General features: G+C 62.3%; 17 protein-coding genes. 7 read left to right on the top strand and 10 right to left on the bottom strand.

Translation table 11 applies throughout. The features are described 5' to 3' along the window. Positions 1 to 10: 10 nt before the first annotated feature. On the top strand, positions 11 to 1,270 hold the full coding sequence (lysA, locus tag NAP1_RS01255) for a diaminopimelate decarboxylase (protein WP_007163392.1): 1,260 nt from the start codon (positions 11 to 13) through the stop codon (positions 1,268 to 1,270). A gap of 7 nt (positions 1,271 to 1,277) precedes the next feature. Beyond that, on the top strand, positions 1,278 to 2,114 hold the full coding sequence (locus tag NAP1_RS01250; RefSeq protein ID WP_007163391.1) for a bifunctional precorrin-2 dehydrogenase/sirohydrochlorin ferrochelatase: 837 nt from the start codon (positions 1,278 to 1,280) through the stop codon (positions 2,112 to 2,114). On the opposite strand, the gene NAP1_RS01245 is transcribed toward NAP1_RS01250, so the two are convergent. Further along, positions 2,111 to 3,118, bottom strand: a complete 1,008-nt coding sequence (locus NAP1_RS01245) for a hypothetical protein (RefSeq protein ID WP_040464606.1) — start codon at positions 3,116 to 3,118, stop codon at positions 2,111 to 2,113. The genes NAP1_RS01250 and NAP1_RS01245 overlap by 4 nt on opposite strands. A gap of 130 nt (positions 3,119 to 3,248) precedes the next feature. Between NAP1_RS01245 and NAP1_RS01240 the strand changes: the two genes are divergently transcribed. Continuing rightward, a complete protein-coding gene (locus tag NAP1_RS01240; protein WP_007163389.1) occupies positions 3,249 to 3,806 on the top strand; it encodes an RNA polymerase sigma factor in 558 nt (185 codons plus the stop codon). Beyond that, positions 3,803 to 4,177, top strand: a complete 375-nt coding sequence (locus NAP1_RS01235; RefSeq protein WP_007163388.1) for a DUF6768 family protein — start codon at positions 3,803 to 3,805, stop codon at positions 4,175 to 4,177. Before NAP1_RS01240 ends, NAP1_RS01235 begins: the two co-directional genes overlap by 4 nt. Here the strand turns inward: NAP1_RS01235 and NAP1_RS01230 are convergent. The 3 genes from NAP1_RS01230 to NAP1_RS15760 all read right to left on the bottom strand — a co-directional run bounded on the left by NAP1_RS01230 (position 4,174) and on the right by NAP1_RS15760 (position 8,149). Beyond that, positions 4,174 to 4,755: a murein L,D-transpeptidase family protein gene (locus NAP1_RS01230; RefSeq protein WP_007163387.1), complete on the bottom strand. Its 582-nt coding sequence runs from the start codon at positions 4,753 to 4,755 to the stop codon at positions 4,174 to 4,176. The two genes, NAP1_RS01235 and NAP1_RS01230, sit on opposite strands and share 4 nt — an antisense overlap. A gap of 81 nt (positions 4,756 to 4,836) precedes the next feature. After that, a complete protein-coding gene (locus tag NAP1_RS01225) occupies positions 4,837 to 6,126 on the bottom strand; it encodes an adenylosuccinate synthase (protein WP_007163386.1) in 1,290 nt (429 codons plus the stop codon). 283 nt (positions 6,127 to 6,409) lie between these two features. After that, positions 6,410 to 8,149: a hypothetical protein gene (locus NAP1_RS15760; protein ID WP_156777165.1), complete on the bottom strand. Its 1,740-nt coding sequence runs from the start codon at positions 8,147 to 8,149 to the stop codon at positions 6,410 to 6,412. On the opposite strand from NAP1_RS15760, the gene NAP1_RS16385 reads away from it, so the two are divergent. Beyond that, positions 8,139 to 8,360 carry a hypothetical protein gene (locus NAP1_RS16385; protein ID WP_007163384.1) on the top strand — a complete coding sequence of 74 codons (222 nt, stop codon included), beginning with the start codon at positions 8,139 to 8,141 and terminating at the stop codon, positions 8,358 to 8,360. The two genes, NAP1_RS15760 and NAP1_RS16385, sit on opposite strands and share 11 nt — an antisense overlap. A 35-nt stretch (positions 8,361 to 8,395) precedes the next feature. Then, positions 8,396 to 9,469, top strand: a complete 1,074-nt coding sequence (locus NAP1_RS01215; RefSeq protein WP_007163383.1) for an alpha/beta hydrolase — start codon at positions 8,396 to 8,398, stop codon at positions 9,467 to 9,469. Here the strand turns inward: NAP1_RS01215 and NAP1_RS01210 are convergent, their stop codons facing one another. From NAP1_RS01210 to NAP1_RS01195, 4 genes are all read right to left on the bottom strand, one after another. Then, positions 9,470 to 9,859, bottom strand: a complete 390-nt coding sequence (locus tag NAP1_RS01210; protein ID WP_007163382.1) for a RidA family protein — start codon at positions 9,857 to 9,859, stop codon at positions 9,470 to 9,472. Between the two features lie 16 nt (positions 9,860 to 9,875). Continuing rightward, positions 9,876 to 10,991, bottom strand: a complete 1,116-nt coding sequence (locus NAP1_RS01205) for an ATP phosphoribosyltransferase regulatory subunit (RefSeq protein ID WP_040464603.1) — start codon at positions 10,989 to 10,991, stop codon at positions 9,876 to 9,878. Positions 10,992 to 11,067: 76 nt separating this feature from the next. Next, entirely contained in the window at positions 11,068 to 12,651 is a 1,584-nt protein-coding gene (gene serA, locus NAP1_RS01200; protein ID WP_040464140.1) for a phosphoglycerate dehydrogenase, read from the bottom strand. Between the two features lie 131 nt (positions 12,652 to 12,782). Further along, entirely contained in the window at positions 12,783 to 13,961 is a 1,179-nt protein-coding gene (locus NAP1_RS01195; protein WP_007163379.1) for a phosphoserine transaminase, read from the bottom strand. Positions 13,962 to 14,148: 187 nt separating this feature from the next. Between NAP1_RS01195 and NAP1_RS01190 the strand changes: the two genes are divergently transcribed. Further along, positions 14,149 to 15,348: a glycosyltransferase family 1 protein gene (locus NAP1_RS01190; protein WP_007163378.1), complete on the top strand. Its 1,200-nt coding sequence runs from the start codon at positions 14,149 to 14,151 to the stop codon at positions 15,346 to 15,348. A 19-nt stretch (positions 15,349 to 15,367) separates the two neighbouring features. On the opposite strand, the gene NAP1_RS01185 is transcribed toward NAP1_RS01190, so the two are convergent. Both NAP1_RS01185 and NAP1_RS01180 read right to left on the bottom strand, forming a co-directional pair. Then, positions 15,368 to 15,796, bottom strand: a complete 429-nt coding sequence (locus NAP1_RS01185) for a hypothetical protein (protein ID WP_007163377.1) — start codon at positions 15,794 to 15,796, stop codon at positions 15,368 to 15,370. 122 nt (positions 15,797 to 15,918) lie between these two features. Beyond that, positions 15,919 to 16,323, bottom strand: coding sequence for a hypothetical protein (locus NAP1_RS01180; RefSeq protein WP_007163376.1), 405 nt, complete (start codon positions 16,321 to 16,323; stop codon positions 15,919 to 15,921). Positions 16,324 to 16,366 lie beyond the last annotated feature (43 nt).

Raw genomic sequence — 16,366 nt, 5'->3', positions numbered from 1 at the left:
TCCCGGAACCATGGACCACTTCACTTACCAGAACGGTGTGATGCACGCCGAGAACGTGCCGTTGCCGCGGATCGCCGACGATGTCGGCACGCCTGTTTACGTCTATTCGCGAGCCACTCTCGAACGCCATGCCCGCGTGTTTCGCGAGGCACTCGATGCGGTGCCGGACAAGCTGATCGCCTTTGCGGTGAAGTCGAACCCGAACCTCGCCGTGCTCAAGGTGCTGAGCCGCGAAGGATACGGCGCCGATGTCGTCTCGGTCGGCGAGATGCGCCGGGCGCTCGCTGCCGGAATGCCGCCTGAGAAAATCGTGTTTTCAGGCGTAGGTAAGACCCGCGCCGAGCTTCAAGCGGCGCTGGAAGCGGGGATTGGCCAGTTCAATATCGAGAGCGAGGAAGAGGGCCTGGAGCTTGCCGAACTCGCAGCGGAAATGGGGCGCGAAGCGCAGTGTGCGCTTCGGATCAATCCCGATGTCGATGCGGGCACGCATGACAAAATCTCGACCGGTAAGGCCGACAACAAGTTTGGCGTTCCGATCAGCCAGGCGGGCCAGATCTTTGGCAAGCTCGCCGGGCAGGAAGGCGTGCGCCTTCGCGGCGTGGCCGTGCATATCGGCAGCCAGCTGGGCGAGCTTGCGCCGCTTGAGCGCGCATTCACAAAGCTGGGTGAGCTCGTCACCTCGCTGCGCGGAGCGGGTCACACGATCACTCATGTCGATCTGGGTGGTGGACTTGGCGTGCCTTATAGGGCTGGCGAGGAGCTTCCCTCTCCTGCCGAATATGGCGCGATGGTAGCGCGGGTGACGAAGGACTGGGGCGTGAGCCTCATCTTCGAGCCGGGCCGCGTGATCGCTGGCAATGCAGGCGTGCTGCTGACCCGTGTCGTTCGCGTAAAGCGCGGGATCAAGGATCCATTCGTGATCGTCGATGCGGCGATGAACGACCTTGCGCGCCCTGCGCTCTACGGCGCCTATCACGATTTCGTCGCGGTCCAGCCCAGAGGCAGCGACATGACTGCAAACATCGTCGGCCCCATTTGCGAAACCGGCGATACCTTCGCCATGGGCCGTCTGACTGACAAGCTGGAATCTGGCGATCTCGCGGTTTTCCGTACGGCGGGCGCATACGGCGCAACGATGGCTTCGTCCTACAACTCGCGCGGCTTTGTCGCCGAGGTGCTGGTGGATGGTGACAAGTTCGCAGTGGTCGCCGACCGGATCGATGCAGGCGCGATCATGGATGCAGAGCGCGTGCCCGAGTGGCTCGAATAGGCACAGTTTGAGCGAGCTTGCCAGCCTTCCGCTGTTCCATCGCATTGCCGGCCAAAGCGTGTTGGTGCTCGGCGATGGCGAAGCGGCTGAACCCAAGCGGCGACTGGTTGAGCGCGCTGGCGGGATCGTGGTCGATGACCCACAGCGCGCGGTCGACGAAGGCGTTCGGATTGCCTTCATTGCTTATGAAGACCGCAAGGCTTGCGAAGCCGCAGCGATCAATCTTCGCTGTGCGGGGATGCTGGTCAATGTCGTCGATCGCCCAGACCTTTGCGACTTCACCACACCGAGCATACTCGACCGCAATCCGGTGTTGATCGCGATCGGCACAGGAGGCGCATCGGCAGGCCTCGCCAAGCATGTGCGGCTCCGCCTTGAGCGTATACTCCCTCAATCGCTTGGCCGGTTGGCCAAGGAGCTGTTCGGCGCGCGCCCTAAATTGCGCGAGCGTTTTCCGGATGGTGCGGATCGGCGCCGCGCGCTGGATGACGCTCTTCGCGAAGGCGGTGCGCTGGATGCCCTCAATGCTGGGTCGGCGGATCAAGTCGAGGCTTGGCTCGACGGAGGCGATAAACCGCCCGCAGCAAGGACCGAGGAGCTTTGGCTTGCGAGCGAAGATCCCGAAGACCTGACCTTGAAGCAAGCGCGGCTACTTGGAGAAGCCGACATCGTGTGCGCCGACCCTGAGGTTGCGCCCGACATTCTCGCACGAGCACGAGCTGATGCTGTCCGCTTCATTTGCGACAACGCGCAGTGCCGTGGGAACGGCGTCTGCGCAAAGGCGCACGCAAGCGATCAAGCGAGCGGGCTCACCGTGATCCTTCGCTTGCCGGACGGCTCCTAAGCCGCCTGCTGGAAGAGAGGCGTCTCGACCTCTGCAAAATAGCGCGCCATCGCGTCTGACGATTGATCGCTCAGCGCGATGAAGGCACGCCGCCGGTCAGAGGGATCTGCAACGCGCAGAAAGACGCCTGTATCGACCAATTGCTTGATCCAGCGCAGCGCTGTCGTTGCAGGGACTTCTGCCGCAATGCAGAGCGAGGTAACCGAAACCTGCTGCTTCTCTGCCTTTGCAGCGGTTAGATCGAGCAGCATGTCCCAGGCGGGATCTGCAAACAGCTCTCCATCAAAGAACTTTGAACGCGCCTGACGTGCCGAGATCATCCGGCGCACCAATTGCGGATCGGGCATCGAAGCGCGCTGGGAGTTCGGCAAGGATGGCGGTTGCGATGCAGCGAATGTCCCCTGCGTAATCTCTGCGGTCTCGGCATGCGCGCGCAGCGCGGATTGCGGCGACCCTGTGCCGCCTTTCGCACCCGTCAACCCTTCAAGCTTCGAGGCGATTGCATCGACCTGACGCGAAAGATGCAGAAGGCTCAGACGGTCTTCCTCAGTCATTTCGCGCACGCGGGCATTGCCGATATCGGCAAGCACCCGGCCCACTGCGACAATCCGCTCCCCGCGAGTGGGTTGCACGAGGATTTGCGGGTCAGATTGATCGAGCGAGGCAAACACCGCATCGAGAGCATCAATCGCGGTGGTGACAATCAGCTTCGCCCCTGCGCGTGACACCCGCATGTCGAGCCGCGCAAGCGCGGCGAGCGTTTCTGCATCGACCAGCGGGCAATCGACCATGACCACATCGCCAAGCAGCGTGATCGGTCCATCAAGCAGGTTCGCGATTGCGCCCCCATCGACCGTACGAAAACCGGCGCCTGAAAGGTCTTCTTCAATCTGCTCGCGCGCGGCAGCACTGTCAGCGAAAATCGCGACCCGTGCGGGCAGACCCGACGCATCCTCAGCCGCACCATAAGAGAAATCAGTCATTTCGAAATCCGGCTGCTTCATCGAATCGTCCCCTTGTTTGACGAGAACGAGAGTAGAACAAAACGTGTTCAAGTCAAGATTTTCATACATTTGCCCGATTTCTGAGCTCTCCGGTTGAACTCTTTGCCGCTCTTGCGCGACTACCTTTACGATGGCTCGCAAAGACACATCCGACCTGTTCGACCAATTGCTGGTCGTCGAGGTGCAACGCGGCGACAAACGCGCGGCGGAGCGGCTTTTTGCGCGCTGGAACCCGAGGCTCCTGCGCGCCGCACGCCGTTATTGCGGCGATGGTCATGCGGCGGGCGACCTTGTTCAGGATTGCTGGCTGGCGATCTGGAAGGGGCTGCGTACACTTCGCGATCCTTCGCGATTTCGCAGCTACGCCTTCGCGGTGTTGCACCGGCGAGGATCGGACCAGCTGCGCCATATCGTCAAGGAGCGCGGCGCGCTCACCAATGCGTCGCCAGCCACAGAACCAAGCCACAAGGCGTCGCAATCGGATAGCGCGGCGCTGAACCAGGCCTTTGCGAGCCTGCCGCCCGACCAGCGGCTCGCCGCGCACCTCCATTTCGTCGAGGGGCTCACCCTTGCCGAGATCGCCGAGGTGCAGGCCATCCCCGAAGGCACGGCGAAGAGCCGCCTTTTCCACGCGCGCCGCAAGCTCAAGGCTGCGCTTTCACCGATTGATGAAGGAGAACTCCTATGACCACTCAAGACGAACGGATCACCGCCGCGCTCGATCATGACGATCACGCGTTTCTGGCGAGCCTCGACACGGATCGCGGCATGTTCAAGCAGATCGGCGACAGTTGGAAAGGGCCGCTGGGCGGATGGGCCAAGTTCAGTTTCGCGATTGCGATCGTGATCGGGCTTGGCCTTGCCTACTGCTTTTTTCGCGCCGTCACAGCCGACACCACCGATGCGATGGTTGGGTGGGGGCTCACCACCATTGGCCTTCTGATCATGCAGGGCTTCCTGAAGGAGTGGATGTTTGCCCGCATGAACATGCTGACCGTGCTGTCGGAGGTGAAGCGCCTGCAGGTGCAGGTGGCAATGCTTTCCGAGGATCGCGGCTAGGGCCGGATTTCGATCGGCGTCCCGTCGGGCACGAGCTGCCACAGCTCTTCGATCTCCGTATTGGAGAGCGCGATGCAGCCATCAGTCCAGTCGCCGCGCATGCGGCCGGGGCGCCCGGTGGGTTGACCATGGATGAAGATGTCTCCGCCCGGCGATCGACCATATTGCGCAGCAAAGGCGCGGTCCTGGCGGTTGGGATAGGAGATACGCAGCGAGAGGTGAAAGCGGCTCTGCGGGTTGCGCGTATCGATCGTATAGAGCCCTTCCGGCGTGCGCTCGTCACCTTCGAACCGCTTGTGGCCCATCGGCGTATCGCCGAATTGCAGGCCGCGATAGGCCTTGATCGGGCGACCGTTTTGATAGGCGACCAGCAACCTCTCAGATTTGTCGATCAGCAGGTAATCCGCAACCGGCGGGCGGCTGGGGATCGACCGGCTGGCATTGCCGCGGGTGGCAGCGGGCACGATTTGAGTAGGAAAGCTGGAAGTCGCAGCCGCCTGCTGCGCCGTGCCGCCGCCATTCGAGCCCGCACATGCGGCGAGCAGGACGGTTAGCAGCAGGGCGACCACGCGTTGCATGACGCTGTTCTACGCTGCCCGGCTCGCCCTCGCAATTCCGGCTTTTCCCGCATGTCCCAGCACGGGAATATTGGTGCAGGATCAGTCCTCGAACGGATCGCGCATCAGGATCGTATCGTCACGCTCCGGGCTGGTGGAGACGAGCGCGACCGGGGTTTCGATCAGTTCCTGCACGCGCTGGATGTACTTGATCGCATTTGCCGGAAGGTCGGCGAAACTGCGCGCGCCGGCTGTGCTTTCGGTCCAGCCTTCCATTTCCTCGTAGATCGGCTCGACCGCGGCCTGGTCGGCTGCGTGGCTCGGCAGGTAGTCGTAGACGTTACCATGGAGGCGATAGCCGGTGCAGATCTTCACAACCTCAAGCCCGTCGAGCACGTCGATCTTGGTGAGGGCAATGCCGGTCACGCCCGAGACCGCGCAGGTCTGGCGCACGAGCACGGCGTCGAACCAGCCGACGCGGCGCTGGCGGCCCGTGACGGTGCCGAATTCGTGGCCGCGTTCACCTATGCCCTGTCCTACCTCGTCCTCAAGCTCGGTCGGGAACGGGCCGGAGCCCACGCGGGTCGTGTAGGCCTTGACGATGCCGAGCACGAAGCCGGTCGCGTTGGGGCCGAGGCCACTGCCTGACGCCGCCGTGCCGCTCACCGTGTTGGAGCTGGTGACGAAGGGATAAGTGCCGTGGTCGATGTCGAGGAGCACGCCCTGCGCGCCTTCGAACAGGATCTTCGCGCCCGCCTTGCGAACCTTCTTCAATCGCTTCCACACCGGCTGCGCAAACCGCAGGACGAAGGGCGCGATTTCGCGAAGTTGAGTGAGCAGGTCTTCGCGGTCCACCGGCGGCTGGTCGAAGCCTGCGCGTAGCGCATCGTGGTGAGCGCAAAGGCGGTCAAGCTGCGGCTCAAGGCTGTCGAGGTGAGCCAAGTCGCACACGCGGATTGCGCGGCGGCCCACCTTGTCCTCGTAAGCCGGGCCAATGCCGCGCCCGGTGGTCCCGATCTTTCCCTTGCCAGCCGCAGTTTCACGCAGGCCGTCGAGGTCGCGGTGGAGCGGCAGGATCAGCGGGCAGTTGTCGGCAACCGCGAGGTTGTCGTCATTGATGGTGACGCCCTGCCCTTCGAGCTTCTCGACCTCATCGCGCAGCGCCCACGGATCGAGCACGACGCCATTGCCGATCATGCTCATCGTGCCCGAGACGATACCCGATGGCAGCAACGAGAGCTTGTAGGTCGTCCCGTCGATCACCAGCGTGTGACCGGCATTGTGACCGCCCTGAAAGCGGACCACGGCATCGGCGCGGCTGGCGAGCCAGTCGACGATCTTGCCCTTGCCTTCATCGCCCCACTGGGCGCCGATCACGGTTACGTTAGCCATCAGTCAGCATGTCCTTCACGCATTCAAATCCGCGCGGGGCCTAGGGGCATCGCTTGGCAAGGGCAAGTGCGGTTCGCGATGGACCACACAAGCCCGTCTTTGGAAAAAGGCGAATTTCCCGCAAGTGACTGACAAACATGGTGAATTTGGCTGTTCGCGTGAAGGAGGTGTGACTTTCCGTTTTCCCGCGAAAAGCACGCTCGCGCGAGGCATGGATGAAAACGATTGGCCATGCGCGTATCATGCCCGCGACGTGCATCTGTAGGAAAGCGCGAAACGCCCTCTATTCGATTACGATGCTCTGCTCTTCGCAGACATTGATCGCGGGAACCTCGATCTCACGCGCATTCTCGGTCACGGCCTTGAAGTCGAAGATGCAGGCGGATGAACCGTCCTGCACGGTCACGTTCCACTGCTGATCGCGCGAGAGTGTGTAGCCCGTACCAAGCCGGTCGTAGCCCCATTCGAGCGTGGCTGAATTGCTCCAGTAAATCTCGCTCACGGTCTCGCCCGTCTGGTTGAGGATCGATAGCCGCCGGTCCTGCCCATCGGGGCTGACACCGGGACGGCGCACGCCGACAAGCTGGCCGGGAGGCGCAAGCGTCGACTTGAGCGCACCCAGCGCACCGCGATCAGGCGTCCCGCGTTCCATCGTCCCTCTGCGCTCCGGCGCTTTCGCATTCACCACGGCGTCCTCCCCGAAATCGATTGTGAGCATGTTGTAGACATCGCCCAGGTTCTCGACCGCCATCTGGAAATCACCACATTCGCTCCCCGGATCGAGAGTAAACTCCGTCGTGTCGGTCGTGTCGTAATCGGAGTGGATCGAGGTTCCCGCGCTGTCGGTCACGTCGAAATCGAGGTCGGTGTCGCCATCGCCGCGCGCGCTGACCTTGGTCACCGAGCAGACGCGCAGCGCAACCTTGGTCGCGGCATTAGCGCTGACGCGATATTCGCCCGGCCCTTGCAATTCGGCACGGGTCGCAGGGTCGATCAGCGCGACGGTGAAGACATTGTAGACATCGCCGAGATTGTCGACCTCGAGCGCGAAGGTCTCACATTCCTGAGCAGGACTGAGCAGCACGAAAGTCACGTCCGACATATCGAAGTCGGAGTGAACGACATTGCCCGCTTCGTCGTTGATGGTGAAATCGAGATCGGTATCGCCATCGCCGCGCACTTCGACACGGGTCGCACCGCAGACCGGCAGGTTGACCTTTAGCGAGGCATTGGCGTCGGCCCGGTACTCGCCCGCACCGCTCGTATCAGCGGTGCTGCTGGTGCGCGCGGTTGAGCCCGCAGCCTGAGTTGCGGAAGCGAGGCTTGTCGTGGGGGCCGTACCGGCAAACGGCGTATCGCTTGCCCCTTCGGGTTCGACCACCAGCATCATCGCGTTGTAGACCTCACCGATATTCGCGATGTCCATCTCGAACACTTCGCAATCGCCCAGCAACCCTTCGAGAGTGGTGCTGGTTTCGTCGGTTGTATCGTCGTTCTCGTGAACCACGCCGCCGTCGGAATTGCGGATCACGAAATCGAGATCGGTGTCCCCGTCGCCGCGCGCGCTCACCCGCGCGCTCGTCCCGCAGGCCTTGAACGTCACCGTCTGCGTCTCGGAGGCCTGAACAATGTATTTCTGCACGCGGGTCGTGCTCTCGGTTATCGGTTCGAGGACGACCACGAATGCGTTCGCTTCTTCGCCGAGATTCGAAACGCCCAGCGCGAATGTCTCGCACTCATCGCCCTCTTTCTCGAGAACGACCGAGAGATAATCGTCGATGCCGGTGTCTTCGTGCTGGTTGTTGCCGTTTGCATCGGTGACAACGAAATCGAGATCGGTGCCGGTGTCTCCGCGAACGACGAGCTGCGATTCCGCCGAACACACCTCGAGATTGATCGTGACGCGGCCCGCGCCTTCGATCGAATACTCATCCACCGCTGCCTGTGCGCTCGTCCCCGCGAGAGCTGCGATGGCGCTCCCGGCCATAAGTGAAGCTCGCAAGAGCAAGTGGATGCGGTTCATTGACGTCCCCTTTGGCGAAACTGCGGGGTTTGACACGGTGGATTCGGCAAAAGCCTATAAGCATTCGCAAGTGAATAACAGCTTGATTGCCCGATTGGCGCTGCAACCTACTCAGATCGTGCGCGAATGTGGTGGGTGCATTGGAGATGAGCGCACGCTGTTACAAAGCGCGACCCGCGAGCGCTTGCCCGCAGCGCCGCGATTGGCTTGATTGAAAGCACCCAGTTCGAAGAGAGGAACCCCCGTATGCGCTTCTCACGTCCTTTTGCATTTCAGGCCGCAGGTCTTGCAGCCCTTGGCAGCCTTGTCCTTGCCAGCACCAGTTACGCCCAACAGCGCGACCGCCCCTCGCGCTCCTGCATGAGCGAAATCCGTCAATTGTGTGGATCGGATCGTTCGCAGATCCGGTCGTGCCTACAGGAACGCTTCTCGGAATTGTCGGAAAGCTGCGCGAGCGAGATCCGTGAGCGCGTGCAACAGCGGCGCGGTGGGCGCGAAGGGCGCGGAAACCGGGAGGGTCAGCAGCCCGACACATCCGCCAGCTACGTCCCTGCCAAAGTCTCGCACACGGTGATCTATGGCGAACACCAGCGCCAGCAGATCGACATCTATGCGCCCGATGACGCGGTCGAGGACCTGCCGATGGTGCTCTTCATCCATGGCGGAGGTTGGTCCTTCGGCAGCCACGAGAACGTGCAGGCGAAGCCCGGCCACTTTAACAAGACCGGCTATTACTTTGCCTCGGCCGGATACCGGGTGCTGCCCGGCGCTCCGGTGGAAGATCAGGCCCGCGATGTGGGCGCTGCAATCAACGCGCTGCGCGGACAGGCGAGCGCGTTCGGCTTTGATGGTGAGCAGATCGTGCTGATGGGTCACTCGGCAGGCGCGCATCTTGCGGCGCTGGTTGCAACCGATCCGACCTATGCTGGCGAGGCGTTTGATGCGGTCAAGGGCGTGATCCTGCTCGATGGCGCTGGATACGACGTGGCTGCGAACATGGCCGAGGCCCAGCCGCAAGCCTTCCAGATCTACAACAACGCCTTTGGCACCGACCCTGCGCGGCAGGCAGCCTTGTCGCCGGTAACCCATGTGGGCGGAGAGGATGCGCCCAATTGGCTCGCGCTTTACGTGGCCGCGCGCGATGTTGCGCAAAAGCAGGCTGGCTTGCTCGTCGATGCGCTCAGTGCGCAGGGGGCAAGCGCTGAGGCGGTGTCGATCGCTGGCACTGACCATGGCCGCATGAACCGCGAGCTTGGCACCGAGGCGGGCGCCGCTCAGACGCAGGCGGTGGATGCGTTTCTGGCGCGGGTGTTTAGCTGATCACACGGTCGCGGTGACGTCGATCTCGACCATCAGTTCTGGCAGAGCGAGGCTCTTCACCTCGACGGTCGTGTCGGCGGGGTATGGCGGTGTGAAGTAACGCTTCCGCGCCTCTACGATCTTCGGGAAATGCGCCATGTCGGTCATGTAGATCGTGACCTTGACGATCTTCGAAAGGTCGCTCCCCGCCGCAGCCAGAACCCGCTCGATATTGGCGAAGGTCTGCGCGAGCTGCGCGTCGAAATCGCCTTCTCCGACAATCGTGCCCTCTTCGTCGATGGCAGCCTGGCCAGAGAGAAACAGCAAATCCCCCACCCGCCAAGCTGGCGCGATGGCGTAAGGGGCGAGCGGGTCGGGATCGATGGCGATTGGCTCTGCTTTGTCGTCCATGCAATCCGTTCTCGTCTCAAAGCCCGGTCAGATCCGAGCCGTTTAAGGCGTGCGTGCAGCCGAGCGCTTGTGGGTCTTCACCCTCGCCCAGCTGCGCGATGGTGCGCGCGCCTTCGCGGCGAAGCTCTGCGGCTTTTGCGGTATCGTGGCCGGTCGGCAAGTAGACCGTGCGCGGTGTCTCGGGCTGCGGAGCGGCGGCGGACAGGCGGTCGACATAGAGCGTGAAGCCGGTTGCTGCCTCCTCACTTCCGCCGATCCGGTAAGTCCCCCCCCGCCCGGCAGCGCCGCGAACACCGTCGGCGTAGATCGTGAAGCCGAACCAGCTTTGATATTCGAACCCATGCCGCTCGGTCGGGTCGAGCGTGATGCGGGCCCCGGGACCTTGAACGTCGCCGATCCGCGCGGCGATCGCCTCAAGCCCGTCGAGCCGGGTTGCCAGCACTCCGCCCGCGTCGATCTCGCGCAGCTTGGCGAGCGCGTCTTCGAAGGGGCCAGTTGCATAAAGCAGCGGCAGATAATCGGCCCCACCCGCCTGCTTCAGCCCTCCTGCATCCTTCGTATCGAGCTCACGCCGGATCGCGTCGATCGCGCCTTCCTCCAGCCCATCGCGCGCCGCAAGCGTGTCGACGAGGTCGGGCAAGGTGAAGTCGACCGAAATGCCAGTGAGGCCAGCCGCGCCCAGCGCCTCGATCGCAAGGCTGACGATCTCGCCAGCGGCCTCGACCGTGTCAGCACCGATCAGCTCTGCTCCCAACTGCAAACGCTCGCGCGCCGGGTCGAGCTGGCTCGCCTGGATCAGCGCAGTGTCGCCGCAATAAGCGAGCCGCAGCGGGCGCGGCGCACTGGCGAGCGAGGTCGATGCGATCCGCCCGATCTGCGGGGTGATGTCGCTGCGCAAAGCGAGCGTGCGCAGGCTGGCCGGATCGACCATGCGGAAGGTGCGGCGGGTAGCTACGCCTTCCATCCGGGCGGCGAGCGCGGTTTCGAACTCGAGCAGCGGCGGGCGCACCCGGTCATAGCCATGGCTCCCCAGCGCATCGAGGCAAGCGCGCATGGCGGCGGTGATCCGCGCGGCGGACGCAGGCAGCCGGTCTTCAAGGCCGACGGGGAGGAGATCAGTTGAATTGGTCATGTCGCGGCGGTCCCTACTCAAATCGCCATCCATGCGTAAAGCACGGATGGCGAATTCGAGCAGATTGGCGGGCTATCTAAAAGCTGAGCGCCTTGACCATTTTCACGCCTTCGACCTTCTCGGCCTCGGCCATCACGTCCGCGCTGGGCTCATCGTCCAGGCTCAAAAGCAGCACCGCTTCCCCGCCCGCATCGCGGCGACCGAGGTTGAAGGTGCCGATATTGATGCCCTGTGAACCCAGCAGCGTACCGATGCGCCCAATGAAGCCCGGCTTATCGTCGTTGACGACGTAAAGCATGTTGCCGTCGAGGTCGGCTTCGATCCCGATGCCGAAAATCTCGACGAGGCGCGGTGCGTCCTTGCCGAACAAGGTACCGGCGACCGAGCGCGTGCCCGCATCGGTTTCGACCGAGACGCGGATGAGCGTGTTGAACGCACCTTCGCGCTGGTGGCGGATCTCGCTCACATCCAGGCCGCGTTCCTTCGCAAGGTACGGCGCGTTGACCATGTTCACCGTGTCGGAATAGCGGCGCATGAAGCCCGCCAGCACCGCGCCGGTGATCGGCTTGCCGTTGAGCTCTGCCGCTGCACCTTCACGCTCGATGCTGATCTTGGTGAGGTTGCCATGGGCGAGCTGTCCCACGAGGCTGCCGAGCTTTTCGGCGAGCGACATGTAGGGCTTGAGCTTCGGCGCTTCCTCGGCGGAGAGCGAAGGCATGTTGAGCGCGTTCGTGACGCCTCCATTGACGAGGTAGTCGCTCATCTGCTCGGCCACCTGCAGCGCAACGTTCACCTGCGCTTCGGTCGTCGATGCTCCAAGGTGCGGGGTGCAGATAAAGTTGGGCGCGCCGAACAGCGGATTTTCCTTCGCCGGTTCCTCGGCAAACACATCGAGCGCGGCGCCTGCGACCTGACCGCTTTCGAGGCAGTTCTTGAGCGCGACCTCGTCGATCAGCCCGCCGCGCGCGCAATTGACGATGCGGATGCCGGGCTTCGCATTCTCAAGCCGTTCGCGGCTGAGAATGTTGCGGGTTTCATCGGTGAGCGGTGTGTGCAGGCTCACGAAATCGGCGCGCGAGAGCAGGTTGTCGAGATCGACCTTCTCCACCCCGATTTCGACAGCACGGTCTTCGGTCAGGAACGGATCATACGCGATGACCTTCATGCGAAGGCCCAGAGCGCGGCTGGCGACGATCGAGCCGATATTGCCGGCCCCGATCAGGCCAAGCGTCTTGCCCGTCACTTCGATGCCCATGAAGTCTTTCTTGGGCCACTCGCCATTCTGGGTGCGTGCATCTGCCGCCGGGATCATCCGGGCAAGCGCCATGATCATCGCAATGGCGTGTTCGGCTGTGGTGATCGAGTTGCCGAACGGGGTGTTCATCACCACCACGCCCTTGCCGCTCGCATAAGGGATATCGACGTTGTCGACACCGATCCCGGCGCGGCCGATGACCTTAAGGTTCGTCGCAGCATCCAGAATTTCGGCCGTCACCTTGGTCGAGGACCGGATGGCGAGGCCGTGATACTCGCCAATACGCGCTTTCAACTCTTCTGGCGTTTCGCCGGTGATGACGTCGACCTCGCAGCCGCGCTCTTCAAAAATGCGCGCTGCATTGGGGTCCATCTTGTCGGAAATGAGGACTTTGGGTTTTGTCATTGGAAGCACTCCAATCGTCATCCCGGACTTGATCCGGGACCCCGCTTCTTGTTGCGGGAGGAGAAAAGGGAACTAGCGGGACCCCGGACCAAGTCCGGGGTGACGCCAGAAATCAGGTAACGCGCGGTGAATCAGCCGTTCTTGACGTTTTCGTAGGCCCATTCGATCCAGGGCAGGAGGCGCTTGATATCCTCCGCCTCGACCGTGCCGCCGCACCAGATGCGTAAGCTCGGTGGTGCGTCGCGATAGCCGTTGAAGTCGAGACCGACATTGCGTTCTTCGAGCATCTTGACGATCTTTTTCGGCACAGCCGCCTGATCTTCAGCCGAGAGGCTTTCGTACCAGTCGCCCTGGAACATCATGCAGACGCCGGTATTGGTGCGCTTCGCCGGGTCGGAGACCATGTTGCGCAGCCAGGGCTTCGCCTCGATCCAGTCCTTGACGATATTGGCGTTGGTATCGGCGCGTTCGAACATCGCCTGACGCCCGCCAATTGACTTCGCCCATTCGAGCGCAGCGATGTAATCCTCTGTCGCAAGCAGCGAAGGCGTGTTGATCGTCGCGCCTTCGAAGATGCCGCGATTGAGCTTTTCACCCTTTTTCAGGCGGAACAGCTTGGGCAGAGGCCAAGGGGGATCGTAGCTTTCGATCCGTTCGACCGCCTTGGGCGACAGGATCAGCATGCCGTGCTGGGCTTCGGAACCCATCACCTTCTGCCAACTGTAGGTCGTGGCATCGAGCTTGGGCCAGTCCATTTCCTGAGCGAAAATGGCGCTGGTCGCATCGTTGATGGTGACGCCTTCGCGGCCCGGCTCGAGCCAGTCGGTGTTCGGGATCATCGCTCCGCTCGTCGTGCCGTTCCAGGTGAACACCACGTCGTTGCGCTGCGGAATGGTGGAGAGATCGGGAATCTCGCCGTAATCGGCCGAAAGCGTTTGCAGGTTGGGAAGCTTCAGCTGCTTCACCGCGTCCTGGATCCAGACATTGCCAAAGCTTTCCCACGCTGCGACCGTGGCCGGGCGCGCGGGATCGAGCATCGTCCACATCGCGCATTCAAGCGCGCCGGTGTCCGATGCCGGCATGATGCCGACCAGATAGTCCTCCGGAATGCCGAGCAGTTCCTTCGACAGGTCGATCGCGTATTTCAGACGCGACTTGCCGGTTGCCGAGCGGTGCGAGCGCCCGAGCGAATCGGTTTTCAGCTTGTCGAGGGACCAGCCCGGGAACTTTACCGTGGGACCGGAAGAAAATTGGGGGCGCTCAGGTTTGAGCGGGGGCTCGTGCATGAGCCCGCGAGTGTAGTCAGTCATTGTATTCTCTCCTTACAGAGAGCACGCGCGGCGTTGGGACCGCGTGGCCCGCTGGCCGAACTAATGTTGCGCTGCGAAGAGTCAATGAGAAATCCTCCGCAATCGGTGAAAGTGATTTGGGCAAAGATCAAATGCTTGTCGCAAGCCTCTCGCATTCAACGCGCGACTGCCTTAGATGTGCCCGGCAATGCAGACAGACGACCTTCGCATTGCCCTGTTCAGTGGCAATTACAATTACACCCGTGATGGAGCGAACCAGGCGCTAAACCGCCTTGTGGGGTCGCTTCTCGACAAGGGCGCGAGCGTGCGCGTCTATTCCCCCAAGGTCGCCGAACCCGATTTTCCGCCGACCGGCGACCTTGTCGGAGTGCCCAATGTGCGGATGCCGGTGAAGGGTCGCGGGGAGTATCGCCTTCCGCTGCGCCTTGGCGGCGCGGTCAAGCGCGATCTGGAAAAGTTCAAGCCGAATATCGTGCACCTCTCCTCGCCCGACCCGGCAGGGCACGCCGCGCTTCGCTGGGCGCAGCAGCACGACATTCCCGTGCTGGCGAGCGTGCACACCCGGTTCGAAACCTATCCGCGTTATTACGGCCTCGCTTTTACCGAGCCTCTGGTGGTCGGCATTCTCAAGCGATTCTACAACCGCTGCGATGCGCTGGTCGCGCCTTCGCAAAGCATGATCGACGAATTGCTGGCGATGGACATGCATGACGATATCGCGCTGTGGTCGCGCGGGGTGGATCGCACGATCTTCTCATCGCAAAAGCGCGATCTCGAATGGCGTCGCTCAATGGGTCTTGAGGACGACGACGTGGCGATCGTGTTTCTCGGGCGGCTGGTCATGGAAAAGGGCCTCGACGTCTTTGCCGAGACCATCGTTCAGTTGAGAAAGCGCCAGGTCCCGCACAAGGTGCTGGTCATCGGCGACGGGCCTGCGCATGACTGGTTCAAGGACGCGCTGCCCGGTGGTATCTTCGCAGGGTTCAAGACCGGCGAGGATCTGGGGCAGGCATTGGCGAGCGGGGATATCTTCTTCAACCCCAGCGTCACCGAGACATTCGGAAACGTCACTCTCGAAGCCATGGCTTGCGGCCTTCCTGTCGTCGCAGCTGGCGCAACCGGCGCATCAAGCCTCGTCAATGATGGCGTCACCGGCAGGCTCGTCCCGCTAACGGGAAAGAAGGGCGACAAGTCCCCCGACAGCGAAGGGCTGGCCGAGGCTATCGCGCCCTACTGCACCGACCCTGCGCTTCGCATGGCGCATGGACGCGCGGGCGAAGAACGCAGCTTCGAATACAGTTGGGACGCGATCAACCAGGTCGTCGCCGACACCTATATCCGCCTCATCGAAGACCGCCGCGCGTTGCAGGCAGCCGAAGCCCAGTAGGCTGGCCGACGCAGGCTGGTTAACGAAGCACGCCATTTTGCGTCATGCGCGATGCGTAGATCAGCATGAACAGCGTGGTCACCCAGATCATGATCGTGAGCGCAGGGCTTTGCAGGCTCTCGGGCACTTCGATCATCGCATACTGAAAAATGGTCGTGCCGATCAGGCCAATGATCGCGATCACGGTCGCATGAACCGCGTAGCGCGAGCGCAATAGGATCAGGATCGAACCGGCAATCGCTCCCCAAACGCCCATCGCCCAAAAGGTGTTGGCCCAGACCGGATGGCTTTCGAAAAAGGCGATCTCGGTCTCGCTCATGCCGAGGCTTTCGAGCAGGCCGAGCCGGGTCATGGTGTAGCTGAACCCGCCAACCGAATTCCATAGCAGAGTAAGTACGCCGACCACCCAAAGGTGCCACGGCGTTTTCGCGCGCCCGATTATGTTCATTATGTCTCTCCCCGCGATATCGCGACCACTGAAGGGCGACCCGTCAGGGCAAGGAGTGTCAGATCAAGCCGCGCCCTGCAAGCGCCGCATCGACGAGGAACTTATCGTTTCGCCTAAGCGCCTTAGCGCAGCAGCCCGCGAGAACGCACACGAAGAGCGTAGAGCAGTGCAGTCTGGGTGATGACCCAGAGGCCAAACAGCGCTGGCATGTGATAGATATTGCCCGCCGGGCTGTTGAGAACAATCATCGTGAAAGACGCTGCCATAATGCCCACGATGCCCGTCACAAAAGCCTGAACGGCCCAGCGCGAGCGCGCAAGCAGCAGTATGGCGCCTGCAAAACTACCCCAGACGCAGGCCGCGACGTAAACCTGTGTCCAGCCCGAAATTTCGCCCGACGCCGTGCCGAGAGCACCGTATTTGGCAAAGACCATCATTGACCACACAAGGACAAGAATGCCCACCGCCAGCATGTGCCACGGCATCGCTCCGCCGGTTTCATCGCGTCTGGAAAGAATGGCTTGCATGGATGAAGTCTCCGGGCGTTGAGGACTGCTGAACCTGAAAGGC

Origin of the sequence: Erythrobacter sp. NAP1, assembly GCF_000152865.1 — a bacterium.
Taxonomy (GTDB): Bacteria; Pseudomonadota; Alphaproteobacteria; order Sphingomonadales; family Sphingomonadaceae; genus Erythrobacter.
Note: the sequence above shows the minus strand (reverse complement) of the source record. Positions and strands in the feature narration are given on the sequence as shown.